This window comes from Micromonospora sp. DT227 (assembly GCF_049841835.1).
Taxonomy (GTDB): domain Bacteria; phylum Actinomycetota; class Actinomycetes; order Mycobacteriales; family Micromonosporaceae; genus Micromonospora.
On sequence record NZ_JBNCLA010000001.1, the window covers coordinates 285472 to 305642 of the forward strand.

Annotated in this window: 20 protein-coding genes; 15 read left to right on the forward strand and 5 right to left on the reverse strand. The window is 71.6% G+C overall.

Features of this window, described 5'->3' with window-relative positions; genetic code table 11:
- Positions 1-22: 22 nt before the first annotated feature.
- From ACLQ2W_RS01460 to ACLQ2W_RS01485, 6 genes are all read left to right on the forward strand, one after another.
- Positions 23-472, forward strand: a complete 450-nt coding sequence (locus ACLQ2W_RS01460) for an NUDIX domain-containing protein (protein ID WP_199199666.1) — start codon at positions 23-25, stop codon at positions 470-472.
- An 86-nt stretch (positions 473-558) separates the two neighbouring features.
- Positions 559-1290 (forward strand): sugar phosphate nucleotidyltransferase, encoded by a 732-nt coding sequence (locus tag ACLQ2W_RS01465; RefSeq protein WP_425785987.1) that lies wholly within the window; start codon positions 559-561, stop codon positions 1288-1290.
- Positions 1278-2345: an iron-containing alcohol dehydrogenase family protein gene (locus tag ACLQ2W_RS01470; protein ID WP_281934104.1), complete on the forward strand. Its 1068-nt coding sequence runs from the start codon at positions 1278-1280 to the stop codon at positions 2343-2345. The genes ACLQ2W_RS01465 and ACLQ2W_RS01470 overlap by 13 nt, the downstream gene beginning before the upstream one ends.
- Positions 2320-3039 carry a CDP-alcohol phosphatidyltransferase family protein gene (locus ACLQ2W_RS01475; protein ID WP_425784942.1) on the forward strand — a complete coding sequence of 240 codons (720 nt, stop codon included), beginning with the start codon at positions 2320-2322 and terminating at the stop codon, positions 3037-3039. The genes ACLQ2W_RS01470 and ACLQ2W_RS01475 overlap by 26 nt, the downstream gene beginning before the upstream one ends.
- Before the next feature lie 210 nt (positions 3040-3249).
- Entirely contained in the window at positions 3250-4575 is a 1326-nt protein-coding gene (locus ACLQ2W_RS01480) for an AAA family ATPase (protein WP_425784943.1), read from the forward strand.
- Positions 4529-5212 carry an RloB family protein gene (locus ACLQ2W_RS01485; RefSeq protein ID WP_425784944.1) on the forward strand — a complete coding sequence of 228 codons (684 nt, stop codon included), beginning with the start codon at positions 4529-4531 and terminating at the stop codon, positions 5210-5212. Before ACLQ2W_RS01480 ends, ACLQ2W_RS01485 begins: the two co-directional genes overlap by 47 nt.
- A 224-nt stretch (positions 5213-5436) precedes the next feature.
- On the opposite strand, the gene ACLQ2W_RS01490 is transcribed toward ACLQ2W_RS01485, so the two are convergent.
- Both ACLQ2W_RS01490 and ACLQ2W_RS01495 read right to left on the reverse strand, forming a co-directional pair.
- The gene (locus ACLQ2W_RS01490) at positions 5437-5631 is read right to left on the reverse strand and encodes a DUF397 domain-containing protein (protein ID WP_425784945.1); all 195 of its coding nucleotides are present in this window, start codon (positions 5629-5631) and stop codon (positions 5437-5439) included.
- An 8-nt stretch (positions 5632-5639) separates the two neighbouring features.
- Positions 5640-6467, reverse strand: a complete 828-nt coding sequence (locus tag ACLQ2W_RS01495) for a helix-turn-helix domain-containing protein (RefSeq protein ID WP_425784946.1) — start codon at positions 6465-6467, stop codon at positions 5640-5642.
- A 131-nt stretch (positions 6468-6598) separates the two neighbouring features.
- On the opposite strand from ACLQ2W_RS01495, the gene ACLQ2W_RS01500 reads away from it, so the two are divergent.
- Positions 6599-6763 carry a hypothetical protein gene (locus tag ACLQ2W_RS01500; protein ID WP_425784947.1) on the forward strand — a complete coding sequence of 55 codons (165 nt, stop codon included), beginning with the start codon at positions 6599-6601 and terminating at the stop codon, positions 6761-6763.
- A complete protein-coding gene (locus ACLQ2W_RS01505) occupies positions 6750-7937 on the forward strand; it encodes a helix-turn-helix domain-containing protein (RefSeq protein ID WP_425784948.1) in 1188 nt (395 codons plus the stop codon). Before ACLQ2W_RS01500 ends, ACLQ2W_RS01505 begins: the two co-directional genes overlap by 14 nt.
- Positions 7938-7994: 57 nt before the next feature.
- Here the strand turns inward: ACLQ2W_RS01505 and ACLQ2W_RS01510 are convergent, their stop codons facing one another.
- From ACLQ2W_RS01510 to ACLQ2W_RS01520, 3 genes are all read right to left on the reverse strand, one after another.
- Entirely contained in the window at positions 7995-8828 is an 834-nt protein-coding gene (locus ACLQ2W_RS01510; RefSeq protein WP_425784949.1) for a TrmH family RNA methyltransferase, read from the reverse strand.
- The gene (locus ACLQ2W_RS01515; RefSeq protein WP_425784950.1) at positions 8825-9619 is read right to left on the reverse strand and encodes a phytanoyl-CoA dioxygenase family protein; all 795 of its coding nucleotides are present in this window, start codon (positions 9617-9619) and stop codon (positions 8825-8827) included. The genes ACLQ2W_RS01510 and ACLQ2W_RS01515 overlap by 4 nt, the downstream gene beginning before the upstream one ends.
- Positions 9620-9716: 97 nt before the next feature.
- The gene (locus ACLQ2W_RS01520; protein WP_425784951.1) at positions 9717-10967 is read right to left on the reverse strand and encodes a glycosyltransferase family 4 protein; all 1251 of its coding nucleotides are present in this window, start codon (positions 10965-10967) and stop codon (positions 9717-9719) included.
- Between the two features lie 24 nt (positions 10968-10991).
- On the opposite strand from ACLQ2W_RS01520, the gene ACLQ2W_RS01525 reads away from it, so the two are divergent.
- From ACLQ2W_RS01525 to ACLQ2W_RS01555, 7 genes are all read left to right on the forward strand, one after another.
- A complete protein-coding gene (locus ACLQ2W_RS01525; RefSeq protein WP_107156473.1) occupies positions 10992-11852 on the forward strand; it encodes an Fpg/Nei family DNA glycosylase in 861 nt (286 codons plus the stop codon).
- 280 nt (positions 11853-12132) lie between these two features.
- Positions 12133-13638: a sugar transferase gene (locus ACLQ2W_RS01530; protein ID WP_281934084.1), complete on the forward strand. Its 1506-nt coding sequence runs from the start codon at positions 12133-12135 to the stop codon at positions 13636-13638.
- 10 nt (positions 13639-13648) lie between these two features.
- Positions 13649-14872 carry a sensor histidine kinase gene (locus tag ACLQ2W_RS01535; protein ID WP_425784952.1) on the forward strand — a complete coding sequence of 408 codons (1224 nt, stop codon included), beginning with the start codon at positions 13649-13651 and terminating at the stop codon, positions 14870-14872.
- Entirely contained in the window at positions 14869-15636 is a 768-nt protein-coding gene (locus tag ACLQ2W_RS01540; RefSeq protein WP_281934080.1) for a LytR/AlgR family response regulator transcription factor, read from the forward strand. The genes ACLQ2W_RS01535 and ACLQ2W_RS01540 overlap by 4 nt, the downstream gene beginning before the upstream one ends.
- Before the next feature lie 147 nt (positions 15637-15783).
- Complete coding sequence (locus tag ACLQ2W_RS01545; RefSeq protein ID WP_425784953.1) at positions 15784-17865, forward strand: carboxypeptidase regulatory-like domain-containing protein; 2082 nt, start codon at positions 15784-15786, stop codon at positions 17863-17865.
- A gap of 183 nt (positions 17866-18048) precedes the next feature.
- On the forward strand, positions 18049-18486 hold the full coding sequence (locus ACLQ2W_RS01550; protein WP_107156467.1) for a hypothetical protein: 438 nt from the start codon (positions 18049-18051) through the stop codon (positions 18484-18486).
- Positions 18486-20126: a cation acetate symporter gene (locus ACLQ2W_RS01555; RefSeq protein ID WP_357298594.1), complete on the forward strand. Its 1641-nt coding sequence runs from the start codon at positions 18486-18488 to the stop codon at positions 20124-20126. The genes ACLQ2W_RS01550 and ACLQ2W_RS01555 overlap by 1 nt, the downstream gene beginning before the upstream one ends.
- Positions 20127-20171: the final 45 nt, after the last annotated feature.

Sequence of the window (20171 nt, forward strand, 5' to 3'; positions counted from 1 at the left end):
CGCGGATGGCTACTGTCGGAGCGTGCCCACCGACCCCCTCCGCTGTGCCGGCGCGCTGATCGTCGACGACGACGGCCGCATCTTCGTCCAGCGTCGCTCGCCCGAGCGGCGTCTCTTCCCCAACTGCTGGGACATCGCCGGCGGCCACCTGGAGCCGGGCGAGGAGATCGACGACGCGCTGCGCCGGGAGGTCGCCGAGGAGACCGGCTGGGCGGTGTCGCACGTGCTCGGCCTGGTCGGCGAGTACCGCTACACCGGCGACGACGGGCTGGACCGGGTGGAGACCGACTTCCTGGTCCGGGTGGACGGCGACCTGAGCCGGCCACGCCTGGAGCCGACCGAGCACACCGAGTTCCGCTGGCTGGCGGAACGGGACATCGCCCTGCTGGACGAACACCGGGACGTCAACGACGGGCTGCTCCGGCGGATCGTGGCGGACGGCTTCGCGGCGCTGCGGTCGATCGGGCTGTAAGGCGATCATGGCCTGAACCACGGCCGCCGGGCCGCCGACGATATCCTCACCTCGTGGAATCCGGTCGAGAAGAGGAGCGTGTCGGCATGATCGGGATGGTGCTCGCCGCGGGTGCGGGGCGCCGGCTGCGGCCGTACACGGACACCCTGCCCAAGGCCCTGGTGCCGGTCGACGGGGAGGTCACCATCCTCGACATCGCGCTGCGCAACCTCGCCGCGGTGGGGCTGACCGAGGTGGTCATCGTGGTCGGCTACGCCGCCGACGCGGTCCGGCAGCGGCAGGCCGAGCTGGCCGGGAAGTACGGCCTCACGATCACGCTGGTCGACAACGACAAGGCCGAGGAGTGGAACAACGCGTACTCGCTCTGGCTGGCCCGGGAGCACTTCTCCCGGGGGGTGCTGCTGGTCAACGGCGACACCGTGCACCCGGTGAGCGTGGAGAAGACGCTGCTGGCCGAGCGCGGCCCGGGCATCCTGCTGGCCGTGGACACGCTCAAGCCGCTGGCCGAGGAGGAGATGAAGACCACCTTCGACGCGGCCGGCCAGCTCACCCGGATCACCAAGCTGATGGACCCGGGCGAGGCGTACGGCGAGTACATCGGCGCGACGCTTATCGAGCCGCAGGTGGCCGACGCGCTCGCCGACGCGCTGGAGGCGACCTGGCGGCGCGACCCGAACCTCTACTACGAGGACGGCTACCAGGAGTTCGCCGACCGGGGCGGCGAGGTGCGGGCGGCGCCGATCGGTGACGTCTCCTGGGTCGAGGTCGACAACCACGAGGATCTGGCCCGGGCGCGGGAGATCGCGTGCCGCTACTAGCCCGTAGCGTCCTCACCCCGCTGCACATCGACGTGCGGCGGGGCGCGGTGGCGGACCTGGCGGCGATCCTCTCCGACGGCCGGATCTCGGCCGGCGGCGACGTCGCCGTGGTGGTCGGGCCCGGGCAGGGCGAGAAGATCGCCGAGCTGATCCGGCCGTCGCTGCGGTCGGCGGACGTGTTCACGGTGGCCGGGGGCACCCTGGACGCCGCCGACGAGCTGGGCGGCAAGCTGCGCGCCCGGTCGTACGACGCGGTGGTCGGCATCGGCGGCGGCAAGACCATCGACGTGGCGAAGTACGCGGCCACCCGGCGTGGGCTGCCGATGGTGACGGTGGCGACCGCGCTCGCAAACGACGGTATCGCCTCCCCGGTGGCCAGCCTGATCACCGAGGGATTGAAGGGCTCCTACGGGGTGCACATCCCGATCGCGGTGATCGTCGACCTCGACTTCGTGGAGGCCGGGCCGGAACGGCACAACCGCGCCGGCATCGGCGACGTGGTCAGCAACATCAGCGCGCTGGCGGACTGGGAGCTGGCCCGGCGGGTACGCGGCGAGCCGGTCGACGGGCTGGCCGCCTCGCTGGCCCGGGCCGGCGCGGAGGCGGTGCTGAACCATCCGGGCGACATGACCGACGACGCGTTCGTCACGGTGCTGGCCGAGGCGTTGATCTCCAGCGGCCTGGCGATGGCGGTCTGCGGCACCAGCCGCCCGTCCAGTGGCGGCTGCCACGAGATCATGCACGCGATCGACGCGCTCTTCCCGGGCACCGCCTCGCACGGTGAGCTGGCCGGGCTGGGCGCGTTGTTCTGCACGTTCCTGCGCGGCGACGAACGCCGGTTCGCGGAGATGTCCGCCTGTCTGGCCCGGCACGGGCTGCCCCGGCTGCCGTCCGAGGTGGGCTTGACCGACCACCAGTTCGTCGAGGCGGTGCAGTTCGCGCCGGCGACCCGGCCGGACCGCTACACCATCCTGGAACACCTGACGATGTCCGCTTCCGAGACCCGGGAGCGGCTGGCAGACTACGCCGGTGCCCTCCGCGACCACCTTGGCTGAGCCCCGTCCCACCGTCGCCGACTTCCACCGGGTCAACCGGGGAGGCGGCCTGTTCAGCGAGTCGATCAGCCAGTGGATCGGGGCGGCGTTCGCGCTCGTCGCCCAGCGGCTGGGGCTGCGCCCGACCGCGCTGACCCTGGCCAACCTGGTGCTGGGGCTGGCCGCCTCGGTGACAGTGGTCGCGCTCGCCGACGACGTGGCCGCCGGCACCGTTCCCGCCTGGGTGGTCGGCCTGGTCGCGCTGGTCGGTTGGCAGATCGCGTACGCGTTGGACTGCGCCGACGGGCAGCTCGCCCGGGTGACCGGCCAGGGCAGCGCGGCCGGCGCCCGGGTCGACGTGCTCTGCGACGTGGCCGCCCAGATCGCGCTGGTGGCCGCGTTGTCCGCCACGGCCGTGGCGCAGCGCCCGGCCACCCCGGTCTGGCTGGTGGCGGTCTTCGCCGGCACCTGGATGGTCAACCTGGTGACCTCGGTGATGCAGGCCGGCCCGAACGCGGCCAGCATGGTCACCTCGACCTCGTTCCCGGTGCGCGTGGTGAAGCTGGTCCGCGACTACGGCGCGGTGATCTTCCTGGCCGGGCTGGTGCTGGTGTTCGCGCCCGCGCTGGCGTTCTGGGTGGTGGTGGCGTTCACCGTGGTCAACGGCGGCTTCCTGCTCGCCAGCATCGCCTTCTCCGCCCGCGCTGCGTGGTAAGGCGGGGCCCCCTGTTAACGCTTTAGGTAGAGGCGGGGCCCCTTCTTAACACGGCACGGGCCGGCCAGCCCGGCTGTCACCGATCGGCACCGACGATCGTTCGTCAGGTTGCAGCTCAGACATCGCTGGTGCACCCTCGGCCTCCTTCGCGCATACTTTGGTTGTGAAAGTGGATGAAGGCGCAGCGGGCAAGCTAGCTCAGGAGGCAGCATGCTGATCACCTTCCGTGCCGAGAACTATCGATCTCTCCGCGATCTGGTGGAAGTGTCCGCTGTCGTCCCGTCGTGGGTGGAAACCGAAGACGTCACCATTCCCGTGGGCGGGCACGGCGACATCCGGTTGGGCTCGATCGCTGCCGTCTACGGGTCGAATGCGTCCGGAAAGACCAATGTGCTGCGGGCGATGTGGTCGATGGCGAGCATGGTGTCCAACTCACATCAGTCGTGGAAGCCGTCGTCCAAGATCCCCTACTCTCCCTTCTTCGCCAGCCCGCACAACTCCTCGCCCGTGATGTTCGAGGCAGAGGTCCTACTGAACGGCGAACGACACCAGTACGGTTTCCGATTCGATCACGACAGAATCATCGAGGAATGGCTCTATGTTTTTCCCAAGGGCCGGCCCCGCCTGTTGTTCGATCGAGATGTCAACAGAGACACCGAATTCCGCTTCGGTCGCGCTCTGCGGGGCAGGCCCCAACTGATCGCGGACCTGACTCGCGACAACAGTCTCTATCTCTCAGCCGCAGCCGCCAACAACAGCCAACAACTGACCGAGCTGGCCAACTGGTTCGACACCGGAGTCCAGAGAGCGACCCCCGGAGATCGCGAGGCGCACGTCCGATACACGGTTGCCCAGGTGCGGAACGAACAGAAGAAGGCGGCAATCCTGGACCTGCTCCGCTTCGCGGACCTCGGCATCTCCGACCTTCGGATCGTCAGCCATGAGGTCGACGAGGAACTGAAGAGTCGGGTCAAGTCGCTGATGCAGGCGCTGAACCCGAATGCAGAGCCTGATGAGGTCGACTGGTCGGAGATCGCTCAGGGAACTCAGCTCGCCCACCGCATCGGAGACGACGATACGGCTTTTCTTGATCTCGATGACGAGTCGATGGGGACCAGAGCCTGGCTCGGCCTGATCGGCCCCATCATGCGGGCCTTGGAGAAGGGGACGCTGCTCCTGGTGGACGAACTGGACGCCAGCCTGCACCCACGACTCAGCAGTGAGGTGATCCGCATCTTCCACGACCCGCACCTGAACACACAGGGCGCCCAGCTCATCTTCAACACCCATGACCCCTCCCTCATGGGCGCCCTCCTGGGTGATGCGCCACTGCGACGGGACGAGGTGTGGCTGACGGAGAAGGGGAAAGATGGGGCGACCCGCCTCTACCCGCTGACGGAGTTCCGGCCGCGCAAGTCGGAGAACCTGGAGCGCGGGTACCTTCAGGGGCGCTACGGAGCGGTCCCGTTCGTCGACCGCGACCTGGCCCGTGCCGCACTCGTCCGACCGGAGGGCAACGCGCTTGCCTCCGCGTAAACCAACGTCGGCACACGGCTTACAGAGACGAAGAGGAAACCGCGAGGTCAGGCAGCGCTTTCTCCTGCTCTGCGAGGGAGAAGTCACCGAGCGGGAGTACTTCGAACACCTGCGCAAGGAGTTGCGCGGCACCCTGGTCACGATCGAAATTTCCCGAGACTCGGGCGAGCCGCTCAACCTCGTCAGGGAAGCGTGCCGCATGCTCCGGGATTCTTCCCGGGAGGCCAAACGCGCGGGGGATGACTACATGCGCTACGACTCGGTCTGGTGCATCTGCGACGTCGACGAGCACCGCCGCCTAGAGGCTGCCATCGAACTCGCCATGCGCGAAGGAGTGAACATGGCGATCTCCAACCCCTGCTTCGAGATCTGGCCCGCGCTCCACTTCGATCCGTGCACGCGCTACATGAGCGCGGGCGATCTCAGGTCGATCATTCGTCAGCATCAGCCGGGATACGAGAAGAGTCTGGACTGCCAAAAGCTCAACGGTCGTCAGGCGGAGGCGATCCGCCGGGCGATGGCACTGGACAAGCAGCATGCGAGAAACGGAAACCCGCCAGGGTCCAACCCCTCGACCGGCGTGTGGCAGCTCGTCCGAAAGCTGGCGGAGTCGGCGGGGTCACCGGCGGTCAGGTAACCCTGCGCATTGCTCCACCGGAGTGCCGGCCTGCCCGGCACCTCGACGAGACCGGGTGCTTGCGCAGCCGGCGGCAGGACCGCCGAGCCGGCTACAAACTTGATGGCATCAACGACTCACCTCGCGCGGGCGAGGCGACCGGGGACCTGGTGAGCCAGCAAAGATGTCCCGGCTCCGAGACGGAAGCCGGGGCAGTCCTGCTTCATCCGGTGCGGGCAGAGGCGCTAGTTACTCTTGAGGGAGCCGATGAAGGTACGCCAGCCCTGGGCGCCGAACGCCAGCGCGGGACCGGCCTTGTCCTTGCTGTCTCGGACGGCCACCCCGTCGCGGAGATCGGCCACCTCGACGCACGCGCCGCCGTTGGAGTCGCTGCGGGTGGACTTCCGCCACACCGCGCCGGTGAGGTCCGGGTTCGACATGTCAGCCTCTACTTTATCTCGTCCGCGATCCGCAGAATGAGTCGGCGGGACTCCGCCGGCCCCAGGGCCGCAGCTTGAAGGCGTCCCCACAGCCGATTGTAGGACCGGAGCGACTCAGGGCTGTCGAGGTAATCCGCGTCCGTGAACGTCTCCAGGTAGACGACGTCCGAGGCGACTTCCTCGCCGAACCGCAGGATGATGAAGTTGTACGAGGCTGTCACGTAGGTCTCGGCATCGAGTGGAAAGACCTGGATCGTCACGTTCGGACGGTTGGCCAGAGCGGCGATATGGGATAGCTGCTCCCGCATCGCTTCCCGGTCGCCGAGGTCACGGCGCAGTGCTGACTCGCTGAGGATGAAGCTCAACTCCGGTCCGTCGGGGCGATCGATCACCTTTTGTCGTTCGAGGCGCACTGCGGTCTGCTGTTCCACATCCTCACCTTCGATGATCGCTCGGATGTAGGGCTCGATCTGGAGGATGCCCGGGATGACCTCGGACTGGTACCAGCGGATCTCGGCCGCGTCCGCCTCCAGATCGAGGTACTGCCGGAACCAGTCCGGCACGACGTTGCGGTATCCACTCCACCGTCCCCGCTGCCGTCCGGCGCGGGCGAGGTCCCGCAGCGGCTCGGCGTCCTCACCGGTCACCCCGTAGAAGTCGAGCAGCAGCTTCAAGTCCGTCAGCCGGATGCCGGACTGTCCCAACTCCAGCCGACTGACCTTGCTGGACGCCGAGTCGATGACCTCCGCAGCCTCTTCCTGGGTCTTGCCCGCCGCCTCACGGGCTCGCTTGAGAGCGTTGCCGAGGCGACGTCTCTGGATCGTCGGGGTGACCATGCGGCGAGTATCCCGCCGTTCCGGCCAGCCGCCCGGCGACACGCCGTGAGTTCCCAAATCAGGAGTAGGTCGCTAGCCTTCTCGTCTGGACTCCTATTTTAAGGAACCAGAATTATCTTCCGGGAGGACTCATGGGACGAAAGTCCGAGCGCGAGGACCGGGGCGAGCAGATCCAGGCGGCGGAGCGGGAGGCCGCGCGGCAGCGCCTTCTCGCCCAGGCCGAGGCGGAACGGATACCCGCCGAGGAAACCACCCGGGCGGTGCCGGACCGGCAGCGGCAGCGTGGACAGCAGTGAGCTGCTGCCGGTCGGCCGGCGGGTGGCGTACTGGCGGGGGCGGCGGAAGTTGTCGCAGCAGGTGTTCGCCGATCGGCTCGGCCGGTCGAAGTCCTGGGTCGACAAGGTCGAGCGGGGTGTCCGGTCCCTCGACAAGGTGTCGACGCTGCGGGACATCGCTGCCGTCCTGCGAATCGACACCGCCGTGCTGCTCGGCCGGGACACCCGACCCGCTGCGGTGGCCCAGCGCACCGAGGGAGTGGAGGGGATCCGGGCGGCGCTGTCGGCGTACGAGATCGCTTTGGCACGGCCGACCGCCCACGGCACGGTGCTGCCGGCGGACCGGGTGGCGCGGGATGTCGAGCACGCGTGGGTGACGTTCCAGCATGCCCGGTATCCGCAGGTGGTTGCCGCCATGCCGGGCCTGCTGGCCGGCGTGCGGCGCGTCGCGGCCGACGGATGGGGGCGCCCGCTGCTGGTGGAGGCGTACCGGCTCACCGCGTCGCTGCTGGTGAAGCTCGGCGAGGTCGAGCTGGGCTGGCTGGCCGCGGACCGGGCCATGACTGGCGCGACCGGCGATCCGGTGTTGGTGGCCGCCGCCACGGTGCAGCTCGGCCAGGTGTTCCGCGCGTCGGGGCGGGCGCGGGAGGCACAGTCGGTGACCCTGGCCGCCGCGTACCGGATCGCCCCTCAGGACGGCTCTCCCGGCGGGTTGTCGTTGTGCGGGACGTTGCTGGTGCAGGCCGCGCTGGCGGCGGCCCGCCGAGGTGACGCCCGCGTCGCCGCCGAACTCATCGACGAGGCCGCCGGCATGGCCACCCGGGTGGGTGACGGTCACGACCATCACCGGACAGCGTTCGGGCCGACGGCGGTGGACCTGGCCCGCGCCGCCGCCGCGCTCGACCTGGGCGACGCGCGTGAGGCGGTCGCCTGGCACGAGAAGACGACCGCGCGGGACGCCTGGCGGTGGCTACCGGTGGAACACCGGGCGGCACACCTGATCGACGCGGCCCGCGCCTACCTTCAGGCCGACGACCCGGCCAGCGCCGGCCGCGTACTGGTCGACACCGATCGGATGGCACCCGCCGAGGTACGCCAGCGGCCGGTCGCGCGGCAGGTGCTCGCCCAGGTGGCCCGCGATCCGCGCGCTCCCGCCACGATCATCCAACTCGCCGCCGCTCTCGGGGTGAGCTGAGCATGACCGGGCCGGCTCGGACGGCCGTAGCCGGCAGGAGATCGCCTCGGCAGCAGATCAGGGGGAGACACATCGGGCAGCGGTGCGGCGCTGGCGTGCCGACTCGTAGAGCAGGACGGTCGCGGCGGCCGCCGCGTTCAGGGAGCTGGCGGCCCCGGACATGGGGATCCGGACGAGCTGGTCGCAGGCCTCCCGCCAGCCGACGCTGAGACCTGTGGTCTCGTTGCCGATCAGGGTCAGCGTGGGTCGCGTGAAGTCGTACTCGGCGGCGTCCAGTGCGCCGTGCTCGTCGGCACCCACCACGCCGACGCCGACGCCGTCGGCGCGCACGTCGGCCACCCAGGACAGCACGGCCTGGTGTGCGGGCACCCGGACCACGGGCAGCGCGAACAGCGAGCCGGTGCTCGCCCGCACCGCCTTCGGGTCGTACACGTCGGCGGCATGGCCGGTGACGATGACGCCGGACGCGCCGAGGGCGTCCGCGGACCGGATGACCGTTCCGATGTTGCCGGGGCTGGTGGGCCGGTCGAAGACGACGACGTTCATGGTCGGCCCGGCCGGGATGCGGCACAGGTCGTCCTCCCGTGTCGCGACCACGGCCAGCAGCTCCGGCACCGTGTCCGCCTTGCCGCCCAGCTCGTGCATCAGCTCACGGGAGACGGCGAACCGCTCGGCCCGGACGGTGTCCAGGGTCCTGCGAGCCCAGCCGGACATCTGGGCGTCGGCGTCGTAGAGCAGCTCCCGGACCTGCCAGCCGTGTTCGACGGCCATGGCGATCGGGCGTACGCCCTGCACGAGGAACTCGCCGCGACGCTGCCGCTTGGCCCGGTTGCGGAGCAGCGCCTCCCACTGCTGGAACCGGGCATTACGGCCACTCACCCGCACCGTCACCGGTGCACCTCGGCACCGGGGGTGTCCCGTCCGAGTCCCCGGCGAATCGCGATCTCCACGGGCGAGTACGCGCCGTCGGCCCGGTCCAGTTCGTACGGCGCGGCCGGCATCAGCGGCGGCTGGGCCATGAAGCGCGGTCGCGTCCCGTGGTGCGGTTGGGCCGCGTGCACCAGGAACGGATGGCACAGGAAGACGTCGCCCGGGGACCCGGTGGCCAGGGCGAGTGGCCGGTGGTCGGAGGCCGCCACCAACTCGGGCGCGAGGTCCAGCCCGCTCGCCCCGTCCTCGCCGTACTTCTCCAGCACCTTCGGCACGTCGAGGTGTGAGCCGACCCGGATCCGGGTCGGGGCGTCCTCCGCACCGACCTCGCTGAACAGGAACAGCATCAGCAGCGCCCGGTCCCGGGAGCGGACGTTCGTGAAGTACCAGGTCGCGCCCTCCGGCAGATAACTGCCCTCGATGTGCCAGCCCGCGTCGTCCGGCTCGTCCTCGTGCGGGAAGCGCAACGGGAACGTGCCAAGCGAGTAACGCGGTTCCCACCGTCCCGCGCCGACGAGCAGGTCGTACGCGTGGTGGAGGAACGGCGAGTTGGGCGCGGCGGCGAACGGCCCCTGCGCCAGGCCGGGCACCCAGTGCAGGGGCTGCGTCCAGGTGGCTGGGTCGTCCGGGTCGCAGCCCGTCTCCCGCCACAGCAGCCGCGCGCAGTCCGCGGCCACGCGCGGTGCGACCGCCCCCGCCAGCTTCACGAAGCCGTCGCGAAGGAACCGGGATACCAGTGTCTCGTCGTCCATGCCTCCCATCGTGTGGTGGCACCGGCCCCGATCACCCGACACTTCCCGCGCCGCGTCGGTCGGGTGGGCCGGGAAAGAGGCGGCGGGAGGGAGCGGGTCAGGACAGGGAGGCGTAGACGTCGATCAGGCGCTTGGTGATCACGTCGGGGTGGAACGTGCGCTCGTAGCGGGTGCGGGCCGCGCCGGCCAGGGCGCGCGCCTCCGCGGCGGCCAGCGGCAGCGCGGCGGCCAACGCGTCGGCCTCGGGCGCCACCACCCAGCCGGCCTCGCCCCGCTGCACCCCGGTCGGCAACGGGACGTGCCCTTCCCCGGGCGCGGCGGTCGCCACCTCGGCCGGCCCGGTGCCGGCCGGCTCGCGGGGGGTGTCCGCGCCGACCAGGTACGGGATGCCGCCGAGCGCGGTTCCGAGCACCGGCCGACCGGCCGCCAGCGCCTCGATGATCACGGTGGGCAGCACGTCGTGCCAGGTCGAGGTGGCCAGCACCACGGCGCTGTCGGCCAGCGCGGCGCGTACCCCCTGGCGGTCGAGCTGGCCCAGGTAGCGCACGTCGGGCCGCTCGGCGGCGGCCGCCTCGGCCAGCGGGCGCAACTCGCCGTCACCGGCGATGCGCAGCGGGCCGAGCGCGCCCACCGGGTGTCGCCGCCACGCCGCGAGCAGCAGGTCCAGGCCCTTCTCCGGGCTGAGCCGGCCCATGAACAGGAAGCCGTCCCCCACCGGCGCCGGCGGGCCCGGGTCGGGCACCGCGTTGGGCTTGACCACGATCCGCTCGTCCGGGATGCCGTAGTCCCGCAGGTGGTCGGCGACCGCCGTGGTCAGCGCGATGAACCGGTCCACCGACCGCCAGGTCGGACGGTGCACGGCCAGCGTGGTGGCCATCAGCGCGCTCTGCGCCCGGGAGTCGCGGTAGCAGCGGTGCACGATCGCCGGCACGCCCAGCGCGCGACCGCGGCAGTCCTGGCAGATCACGCCGTCGCGGAAGTAGAGACCGGAGGAGCAGACCTGCCGGTAGTTGTGCACCGTCTGCACCACCGGCACGCCGCGCTTGTGCGCGGTCCGCACCACCCAGGGCGAGAGCAGCGGGTACGGGTTGTGCAGGTGCAGCACGTCCGCTCGGTGCTCGACGAGCAGGCGGTCCAGGTCGTGCTGGGCCTTCGGGGCCCAGATCGGCGAGATCGGCAGCAGCGCCTTGGCCGGCTTCGACATCGACGGAATCTCGTCGGAGCTGCGCAGGAACGGCAGCACCTCCACGCCGGCAGCGGTGAGCTGGGCGATCTCCGCGTCGACGATGGTGTTCTCGCCGGACGGCTGAGCTTCCCGGTACCGGTTGTGCGCCACCACGATTCTCACGGGAAAGAAGGCTACCGTTGTCCCGTGCCTGAACTACCGGAGGTGGAAGCGCTCGCCGGATACCTGCGTGAGCGGGCGGTGGGCCGGCGGGTCGAGCGGTTCGAGGTGGCCTCGATCAACGCGCTGAAGACGTACGATCCGCCGCCCAGCGCGGTCGCCGGTCGGACGGTCACCGGCGCGGGCCGGCACGGGAAGTTCCTGGACGTCCGGTTCGACGAGGATCTGCACCTGGTGATCCACCTGGCCCGGGCGGGCTGGCTGCACTACCGGGAGGCGTTTCCGTCGGCGACCCCGCTGCGGCCCGGCAAGGGCCCGATCGCGGTGCGGGTACGCCTCGACGACGGCTCCGGCTTCGACCTGACCGAGGCCGGCACCCAGAAGAAGCTGGCCGCCTACCTGGTCACCGACCCGGCCCAGGTGCCGGGCGTGGCGAAGCTGGGGCCGGACGCGCTGGCGGCCGACCTGCCCACGTTCGTCGAGCGGCTGCGCAGCCGCCGGGGGCAGGTCAAGGGCGTGCTGACCGACCAGTCGGTGCTGGCCGGCGTGGGCAACGCGTACTCGGACGAGATCCTGCACGCGGCGCGGCTCTCCCCGTTCGCGATCACCGACCGGCTCACCGACGACCAGCTCGCCGGCCTGCACGCGGCGACCCGGACGGTGCTGGGCGACGCGGTCCGGCGGTCGATGGGCCAGCGGGCCGCGGAGCTGAAGGGGGAGAAGCGCTCGGGCCTCAAGGTGCACGCCCGGAAAGGGCTGCCCTGTCCGGTCTGTGGGGACACGGTGCGTGAAGTCTCGTTCGCCGACTCCAGCCTCCAGTACTGCCCCACCTGTCAGACCGGCGGCAAGCCGCTGGCTGACCGAAGGTTGTCGCGACTCGTACGGTGAGTAACCACACCCGGTGGTTACTGAGCGGAATCGACCGGGGATCGCGGAAGGTCCCGAACGGTGGCTCTACCCGAGCCGTCATCCATCGGTATAGTGGCTCGGTCCCCGGCTTCACAACTGACTCGGAGCCGGCCAGATCGCCACGGTCAACGTGGGAGACTGGAACGGTGAGCGACCCGCGTCCTCACGGCGAGTGAGGTTCGGGTCATGCGGGAGGACATGGGTTGAGGTGACGACAAGCCTCCAGCGCCCGGTAACCGACACAGGCCGGAGCAAGAGCGTGCGGCACGTCGACAGCTTTGAGATCCAGCCGCCGACACCGCCGTCGCACAACGGCGTACCCCGGTCGGGATGGGCTCGCGCCCGCCGCCGGGTCTCCCGCTGGCACCGTCCCTACATCGCGGTCCTGCTGCTGGCCGACTTCGGCGCCGCGGCGCTGGCCAGCTTCCTGGCCGTGCAGATCTTCGAGCAGGCCGACTCCGGCTTCAAGAACTCCCCTCAGGTGTGGTTCTACACCGTCGCGTTCCTGCTGCTGCCGCTCGGCTGGCTGCTCATCCTGTGGGGAAACCGGGCGTACGACCGGCGCTACCTGGGCCTCGGTCCGGACGAGTTCAAGCGCGTCATCCGCTCCGGTGTGGCCGTTGCCGCCACCGTTTCGTTCCTGGCCTTCGCCACGGTGACGTCACTGTCCCGGTGGACGGTCGGCTTCGCGCTGCTCGGCGCGCTGCTGCTGATCCTGCTCGGCCGGATGATCGCCCGGGCCGGTCTGCACGCGTTGCGCCGCCGGGTCGGTCAGGCCGGGCACCGGATGGTGCTGGTCGGCACGCTGCCGGAGTGCCTGGAGGTCTACACCACGGTCACCCGCAACCCCGGCGTCGGCCTGGTGCCGGTCGCCATCCACCTCACCGACGGGTACGCCGCCGCCCGGGGCCTGGAGACGCCGGTGCCGGTGTACGCCGGCCGCGACGTGCTGGCCCTGGTGCGGGAGGTCGGCGGCGACACCATCGCGGTCTGCGGCTCGGCCACCGCCGAGCCGGGTGAGCTGCGCCGGCTGGCCTGGCAGTTGGAGGGCTCCGGCGTCGACCTGGTGGTCGCGCCCCAGCTCACCGACATCGCCGGCCCCCGGGTGCACATCCGCCCGATCGAGGGCCTGCCGCTGCTGCACGTCGAGGAGCCGACCCTCTCCGGGCCGGCGCTGCTGCTCAAGAGCCTGATGGACCGGGTCGCGTCCGGGCTGGGCCTGCTGGTGCTCGCCCCGCTCTTCGCCGCGGTCGCGCTCGCCATCCGCATCTCCGACCCCGGCCCGGTGTTCTTCCGGCAGCCCCGGGTGGGGCACGAGGGGCGCACGTTCCGGGTGTGGAAGTTCCGCACCATGTACGTGGACGCGGAGGAGCGACTGGCCGGCCTGGTCGACCAGAACGAGACCGACGGCATGCTGTTCAAGATGAAGCAGGATCCCCGGGTCTTCCCGGTGGGCCGCTTCCTGCGGGCCTCGTCGCTGGACGAGCTGCCCCAGTTGATCAACGTGCTCTGGGGCGAGATGTCGCTGGTCGGCCCGCGTCCGCTGCCCGCCGACGACGGCGACTTCCTGGGCGACGTGCGACGCCGGCTGCTGGTCCGGCCGGGCATGACCGGGCTGTGGCAGGTGTCCGGCCGCTCCGACCTGTCCTGGGACGAGGCGGTCCGGCTCGACCTCTACTACGTCGACAACTGGTCGCTGGCGTACGACCTGAGCATCCTGTGGCGGACCGTCGGAGTGGTGCTGGCCCGCAAGGGCGCGTACTAACGTTCCCGGGGTGGGTGGCAACCTCTCGGCCGTCTTCGCCGTCGTCTCGCTGGTCACCGCGTTGGCCGCGGCGCTCTGGGCGGTGCTGCGGTTACGCGCCCGACGGGGCATCGCCACCGCGACCCAGCGGGCCACGTACGAGGTGCTGCACACCGCCGGCCTGGCCGCCGAGCCGCTGCGCGCCGGCCTGAGCGCGGCGGGCGCGGCGAAGGCCGTACGCCATCTGCGCGCCCTGGTGGGCGCCGCCGGCCTGGCGCTGACCGACCGCGAGATGCTGCTGGCCGTCGACGGGCGCGGCGCGCACCACGGCGACCAACTGGTCGCGGCGGCCCGGCGGGTGGTCGACAGCGGGCGCTCCACCGTGCTGCGCGAGTCGGAGCTGCGCTGCGACCTGGTCGACTGCCCGGTACGCGGCGCGGTGGTGGCGCCGCTGAGCGCGGACGGCCGGGTGGTCGGCGCGCTGGTGGCGGTGGCCGACGAGCGGCCGGCGCCGGGCCTGGTGCAGGCCACGCTGGAGACCGCGCACTGGGCCGGTGACCAGCTCGCCCTGGCCGAGCTGGACTCGTCGCGGGAACGGCTGGCCCGGGCCGAGGTACGCGCGCTGCGCGCCCAGATCAGCCCGCACTTCATCTACAACGCGCTCACCGCGATCGGCTCGTTCGTGCGGACCGACCCGGACCGGGCCCGGGAGCTGATCCTGGAGTTCGCCGAGTTCACCAGGTACTCGTTCCGCTCGCACGGCGAGTTCACCACGTTGGCCGAGGAGCTGCGCTCGATCGACCGCTACCTGACCATCGAGCGGGCCCGGTTCGGCGAGCGGCTCCAGGTGCGCCTCCAGATCGCCCCGGAGGTGCTGCCGGTGACGCTGCCGTTCCTCTGCCTCCAGCCGCTGGTCGAGAACGCGGTGCGCCACGGCTTGTCCCGCAAGCCGGGCACCGGCATGGTGAGCATCGAGGCCCGGGACGCGGGCGCCGAATGTCACATCACGGTGGAGGACGACGGAGTGGGGATGGATCCGACCACGCTGACGGCGGGCATCGCCGAGGTGTCCGGCGGCGGCAGCGACCCGGCCGACGACCCGGGGCAGCACGTCGGCCTCTCCAACGTCGACGAGCGGCTGCGGTCGGCCTTCGGGGACCGCTTCGGCCTGGTCGTCGAGACCGGCCTGGGCTCGGGTACGAAGGTCAGCATGCGGGTGCCGAAGTTCCACCCCGGCGTCCGGGTCTCGTCATGACCGCGACCGGCACCGGGTTCCTCCGCGTGCTGGCCGTGGACGACGAGCCGCCGGCCCTCGACGAGCTGGCCTACCACCTGCGCACCGATCCCCGGGTGGCCCGGCTGCACACCGCCGGCGACGCCACCGAGGCGCTGCGGGTGCTCCGCGACGACGACGTGGACGTGGTGTTCCTCGACATCCGGATGCCGGGGCTGGACGGCATGGAGCTGGCCCGGGTGCTGCGCCGGTTCGCCCGGCCACCGGCGATCGTCTTCGTCACCGCGTACGACGACGGCGCGGTGGACGCGTTCGACCTGGGCGCCACCGACTACGTACGCAAGCCGGTCCGGGCCGAGCGGCTGGCCGAGTCGCTGCGCCGGGTGATCGGCTCGCGGGTGGTGCCGTCGCATCCGGCGGCGCTGGCCCGGGCGGAGGAGGACCCGACGATCCCGGTCGAGTTGGCCGGCACCACCCGGATGCTGCCCCGCTCGGCGGTGCGCTGGGTGGAGGCGCAGGGCGACTACGCCCGGCTGCACACCGCGGAGGGCTCGCACCTGGTCCGGGTGTCGCTGGCCACGCTGGCGGAGCGCTGGGCCGACGCGGGGTTCGTCCGCGTCCACCGGTCGTACCTGGTGCAGTTGCGGCTCATCGCCGAGCTGCGGCTGGTCAACTCCGGTTACGTGGTGGTGGTCGACGGGACGGAGCTGCCGGTGAGCCGCCGGCACACCCGGGAGCTGAAGGACAAGCTGGTCCGCGCCGCCAAGCAGGACTGGAACCGCTGACTCCACAGTCGATTCCGCCGGTACGGCTGATCGACGGGTGTCGCACCGCGTACCTATCCTGGCCGGGCCGATCCCGGACGGGGCGCGGGGGGCGGTGTGGGCGGAGCCTGCGCGGGGTCGCCCCACCATCCTCACGTTGGGACGCAGATGCGTTTTTCCTTCGCACGTCGTGCCGCCACCGCGGCCGTCGTCGCCGGTTTCCTCGTCCTGCCCGGGTCAGCCCCGGCGCAGGCCGCGGAGACCAGCACGGTCAGCGGACGGCTGACCACCAGCTCCGGCGCCGGCGCGGCCGACGCCCAGGTCGAGGTGTTCGACGCCGACAGCTACGCCACGGCCGGCTGGACCACCACCGACAGCGACGGCCGCTGGTCGGTCGGCGGGCTGGACGCGGGGCGCTACCTCGTCGGCTTCCACCCGGTCGACCAGCCGGCGCAGTACTACCGGCAGCAGGCCGTGATCTGGGACGCCGACCCGGTGACGGTCGGCAGCGGCGAGACCGCCACCGCCGACGACCAGCTCCGGGCCACCGGCCTGCTCACCGGACGGATCACCGACGCCGGTGGCGCACCCGTCGCCTGGCTCAGCATCTACGCCGACCGGCCCGACAACTCCGCGAACGCCTACGGGTCCACCGACGAGGACGGGCGCTTCCGGATCGCCGCGACGCCCGGCGACTACACCCTCTCCTTCCGGCCGATCGAGGGCTCCTACCAGACCCAGTACGTCCCCGGGAAGCTCGACGAGGTCGACGCCGGCCGCTACCGGGTGACCGCCGACCAGGAGACCGTGGTCAACGAGACGGTGCTGCCCACCGGCAGCCTCACCGGCACGTTCACCACCGCGGCCGGCGCGCCGCTCGCCTCCGCCCGGGTCGCGGTCAATACCGCCAACATGTACGGCGGGGTCGACGCCGAGACCGCTGCCGACGGCACCTTCACCGTCCCGGCGCTGCTGGCCGGCTCCTACAAGGTGCGTTTCGAGACCGACGACCGGACGCAGTACTACCGGGGCAAGCTCGACTACACCGACGCGAACCTCGTGGTGGTACGCGGCGGCCAGCGGACCCGGATCGCCGACGCGCTGCTCGGCACCGGCTCCGTGCGGGTCCGCGCCGTCGACTCGGTCACCGGCGCCCCGGTGGCCGACTTCTGCGTCGAGTCGGCGGAGACGTGCAGCCGGGGCACCGGGGCCGTCACCCTCACCGGCCTGCCGCAGGGCCGGCACGAGATCTACGTCTACACGGCGGACCGCCTGCACTTCGACCGCCGCCTCACCGTACGGGTGCTGGCCGGCCAGACCACCGAGGTCGCCCCGAAGCTGCTTCCGGGCGCGCTCATCACCAGCACCATCGTCGACCGGGCCACCGGGCGGCCGGTGGCCGACGTCTGCCTCGACGCGTTCCTGCCCAAGCAGGCCGGGCTGGTGGACGGGCACGGGAACTGCAGCGACCAGGCCGGACGGATCCGGGTGGGTCCGCTGGCCGGTGGCACCTACCGGCTCTTCGCCGACCCGGGCGACGCCCCCTACGGTCGGCAGTGGGTCGGCGCCGACGGCGGCACCGGTGACGAGCGGCAGGCCGCCACCGTCACCGCGACGGTCGGCACGGTGACCGCCGGGCCGCAGGTCCGGCTCGACCCGGCCGGCCGGATCACCGGCACGGTCACCGACGCGGCCAGCGGCAAGCCGGCGAACTCGGTCGACGTCTCGGTGCTGACCGGTCACCCCGGTGTCGGCGTCAACGACGCCAGCACCGACGAGCAGGGCCGCTACACGCTCGACCGGCTCGGCCCGTACGACTGGCCGGTGGTGTTCAGCGGTCACCCGTACGCCGTCCACTGGTCCGGTGACGCGGTCAGCCGCTACACCGCCACGCCGGTGCCGGTGACCGCCGGGGGCACCGCGACCCTCGACACCGCCATGCGTGCGGGCAGCACGGTGACCGGCACGTTCACCAACCAGGACGGCGCGTCGTTCACCAACGGCTGGGTGGTCGCCCGCAGCGCCGACACCGGCGACGTCGCCGGCTCCGGCTGGATGTCCGACGGCCGCTACACGCTCCAGGTCACCGGCCGCCAGCGCGTCTACGTCACCTACGACGTGTCGTTCGCCGGCCAGGACTACTCCGGCCGCTATCTGGTGACCGGGCCGGACGGCACCCGCAAGCTCGGCCTGTTCGTGGTGCCGGCCACCGGCACGCTCACCGCCGACCTGGTGGTCCCGACGAGCTGATCCGGCACGTGCGGGGCCGGTCCGTCGGGCCGGCCCCGCGCTGCTGTTCCGGTCCCGTCGTCCACAACGATTCCGCGCTCGTCCACCGGGTTGTCCACAGGTGTGCGGCGTTATCCACAGGTTGTACACAGGGCCGTCCACGCTGCGCTTGACATTCGCGCTGATCGGGCGAGACTGCCGGGGATGACCGCAGCCGACGACCAGCAGCCGGCGGGGCAGCCCGTCGCGGCGGCCCCGGTCCCCGGCCCGCGCGTGCCGCAGCGGACCCGGGTCGTGCTGGCCGAGGTCTCCCGGACCGGCAGCCGCGCCGACCGCACCCGCTCCGAGCTGACCCAGCAGACCCGGGTCGGCGAGACGCTGGTGCAGGGCCTGATGCGCGCCCAGCTCTCGCTGGCGCTGCGGCTCAGCCTGCTGGTGGTGATCGGGCTGGGCGGCCTGCCGTGGCTGTTCGCCATCGCGCCGTCGGTCGGGCGGGTCACCGTGCTCGGCGTGAACCTGCCGTGGGTGCTGCTCGGGGTGGCCGCGTTCCCGTTCCTGATCGTGGTCGGCTGGGCGTACGTGCGGCTGGCGGAACGCAACGAGCAGGACTTCGTCGACCTGGTCCAGCGGCCGGAGCGCTGATGGCCAACGGGTACGTGGTCCCCGCGATCGTGGCGGTCACCCTGGTCACCGTCGGCATCGGCTTCTACGGCCTGCGGCTGGCCCGCACCACGTCCGACTTCCTGGTCGCGTCCCGGGCGGTCAGCCCGACCTGGAACGCCGCCGCGATCGGCGGGGAGTACCTGTCGGCGGCCAGCTTCCTGGGCGTGGCCGGGCTGATCCTCAAGTACGGCGTGGACGTGCTCTGGTACCCGGTCGGATTCGCCGCCGGCTACCTGGCGCTGCTGCTGTTCGTGGCCGCCCCGCTGCGCCGCTCCGGCGCGTTCACGCTGCCGGACTTCTGCGAGGTGCGGCTCGGGTCGCGTCGGCTCCGGACGATCGCCACCGTCTTCGTGATCTTCATCGGTTGGCTCTACCTGGTGCCGCAGTTGCAGGGCGCCGGGCTGACGTTGGCCACGCTGACCGGTTCGCCGTACCCGGTCGGGGCGCTGCTGGTGGCCGTGGTGGTGACCGCGAACGTGGCGCTGGGCGGCATGCGGGCGATCACGTTCGTGCAGGCTTTTCAATACTGGCTCAAGTTGACCGCGCTCGCCGTACCGGCGATCTTCCTGGCGCTGCAGTGGCAGGCCGACGCCCGCCCGGCGGTGACGCCACCCGACGGGCCGGCGTTCCGGACCGCGACCACCGTGGTGGTCGAGCACCGCGCGACGCTCACCCTGCCCGACGGCGACGTGCGGGAGGTACGCCCCGGCGACCGCCTCGACTTCGCCGCCGGTGACCCGGTGCCGGAGGTGTCCGGCGCCGCGATCGCCGCCACCGACTGGCTGCTGCCGGACACCGCCGGCGACGACGACCGCAGCCTGTTCGCCACGTACTCGCTGATCCTGGCCACGTTCCTGGGCACCATGGGGTTGCCGCACGTGCTGGTGCGCTTCTACACCAACCCGGACGGCGCCGCCGCCCGGCGCACCACACTCGTGGTGCTGGCCCTGGTCGGCGTCTTCTACCTGCTGCCCACGATCTACGGCGTGCTGGGCCGGATCTACACGCCGCAACTGCTGGTCAGCGGTCAGACCGACGCGGTGGTGGTGCTGCTGCCCGGCGCGGCGCTCGGCGACGGTGTCACCGGCCGGCTGCTCGCCGCACTGGTCGCCGCCGGCGCGTTCGCGGCGTTCCTCTCCACCTCGTCCGGGCTGCTCACCAGCGTCGCCGGGGTGATCTCCACGGACGTGCTGGGCCGCGGCTCGGTACGCGGTTTCCGGCTCGCCACGGTGATCGCCGGCGCGGTGCCGGCGGTGCTCGCGTTGAACGTCTCCGGGCTGGACGTGTCGCAGGTGGTGGGGCTGGCGTTCGCGGTCGCCGCGTCGAGCTTCTGTCCGCTGCTGGTGCTCGGCATCTGGTGGCGCGGCCTGACCGACCTGGGCGCCGCCGCCGGGGTGCTGGTGGGCGGCGGCGCGGCGATCGGTGCGGTGCTGGTCACCGTGCTGGGCCCGCCGCTGACCGGCTGGCCGGCGACGCTCACCACCCAGCCGGCGGCGTGGACGGTGCCGCTGGCGTTCACGGTGATGGTGGTGGTCTCCATGGCCAGCCGGCGACGCCTGCCCCGCGACGTCGGCACCACCATGCTCCGCCTGCACACGCCGGAGTCACTGCGCCTGTAGGCGCGTACCTCTCAGGTATGACGGAAAGATCGTCCTTCGGCCCGA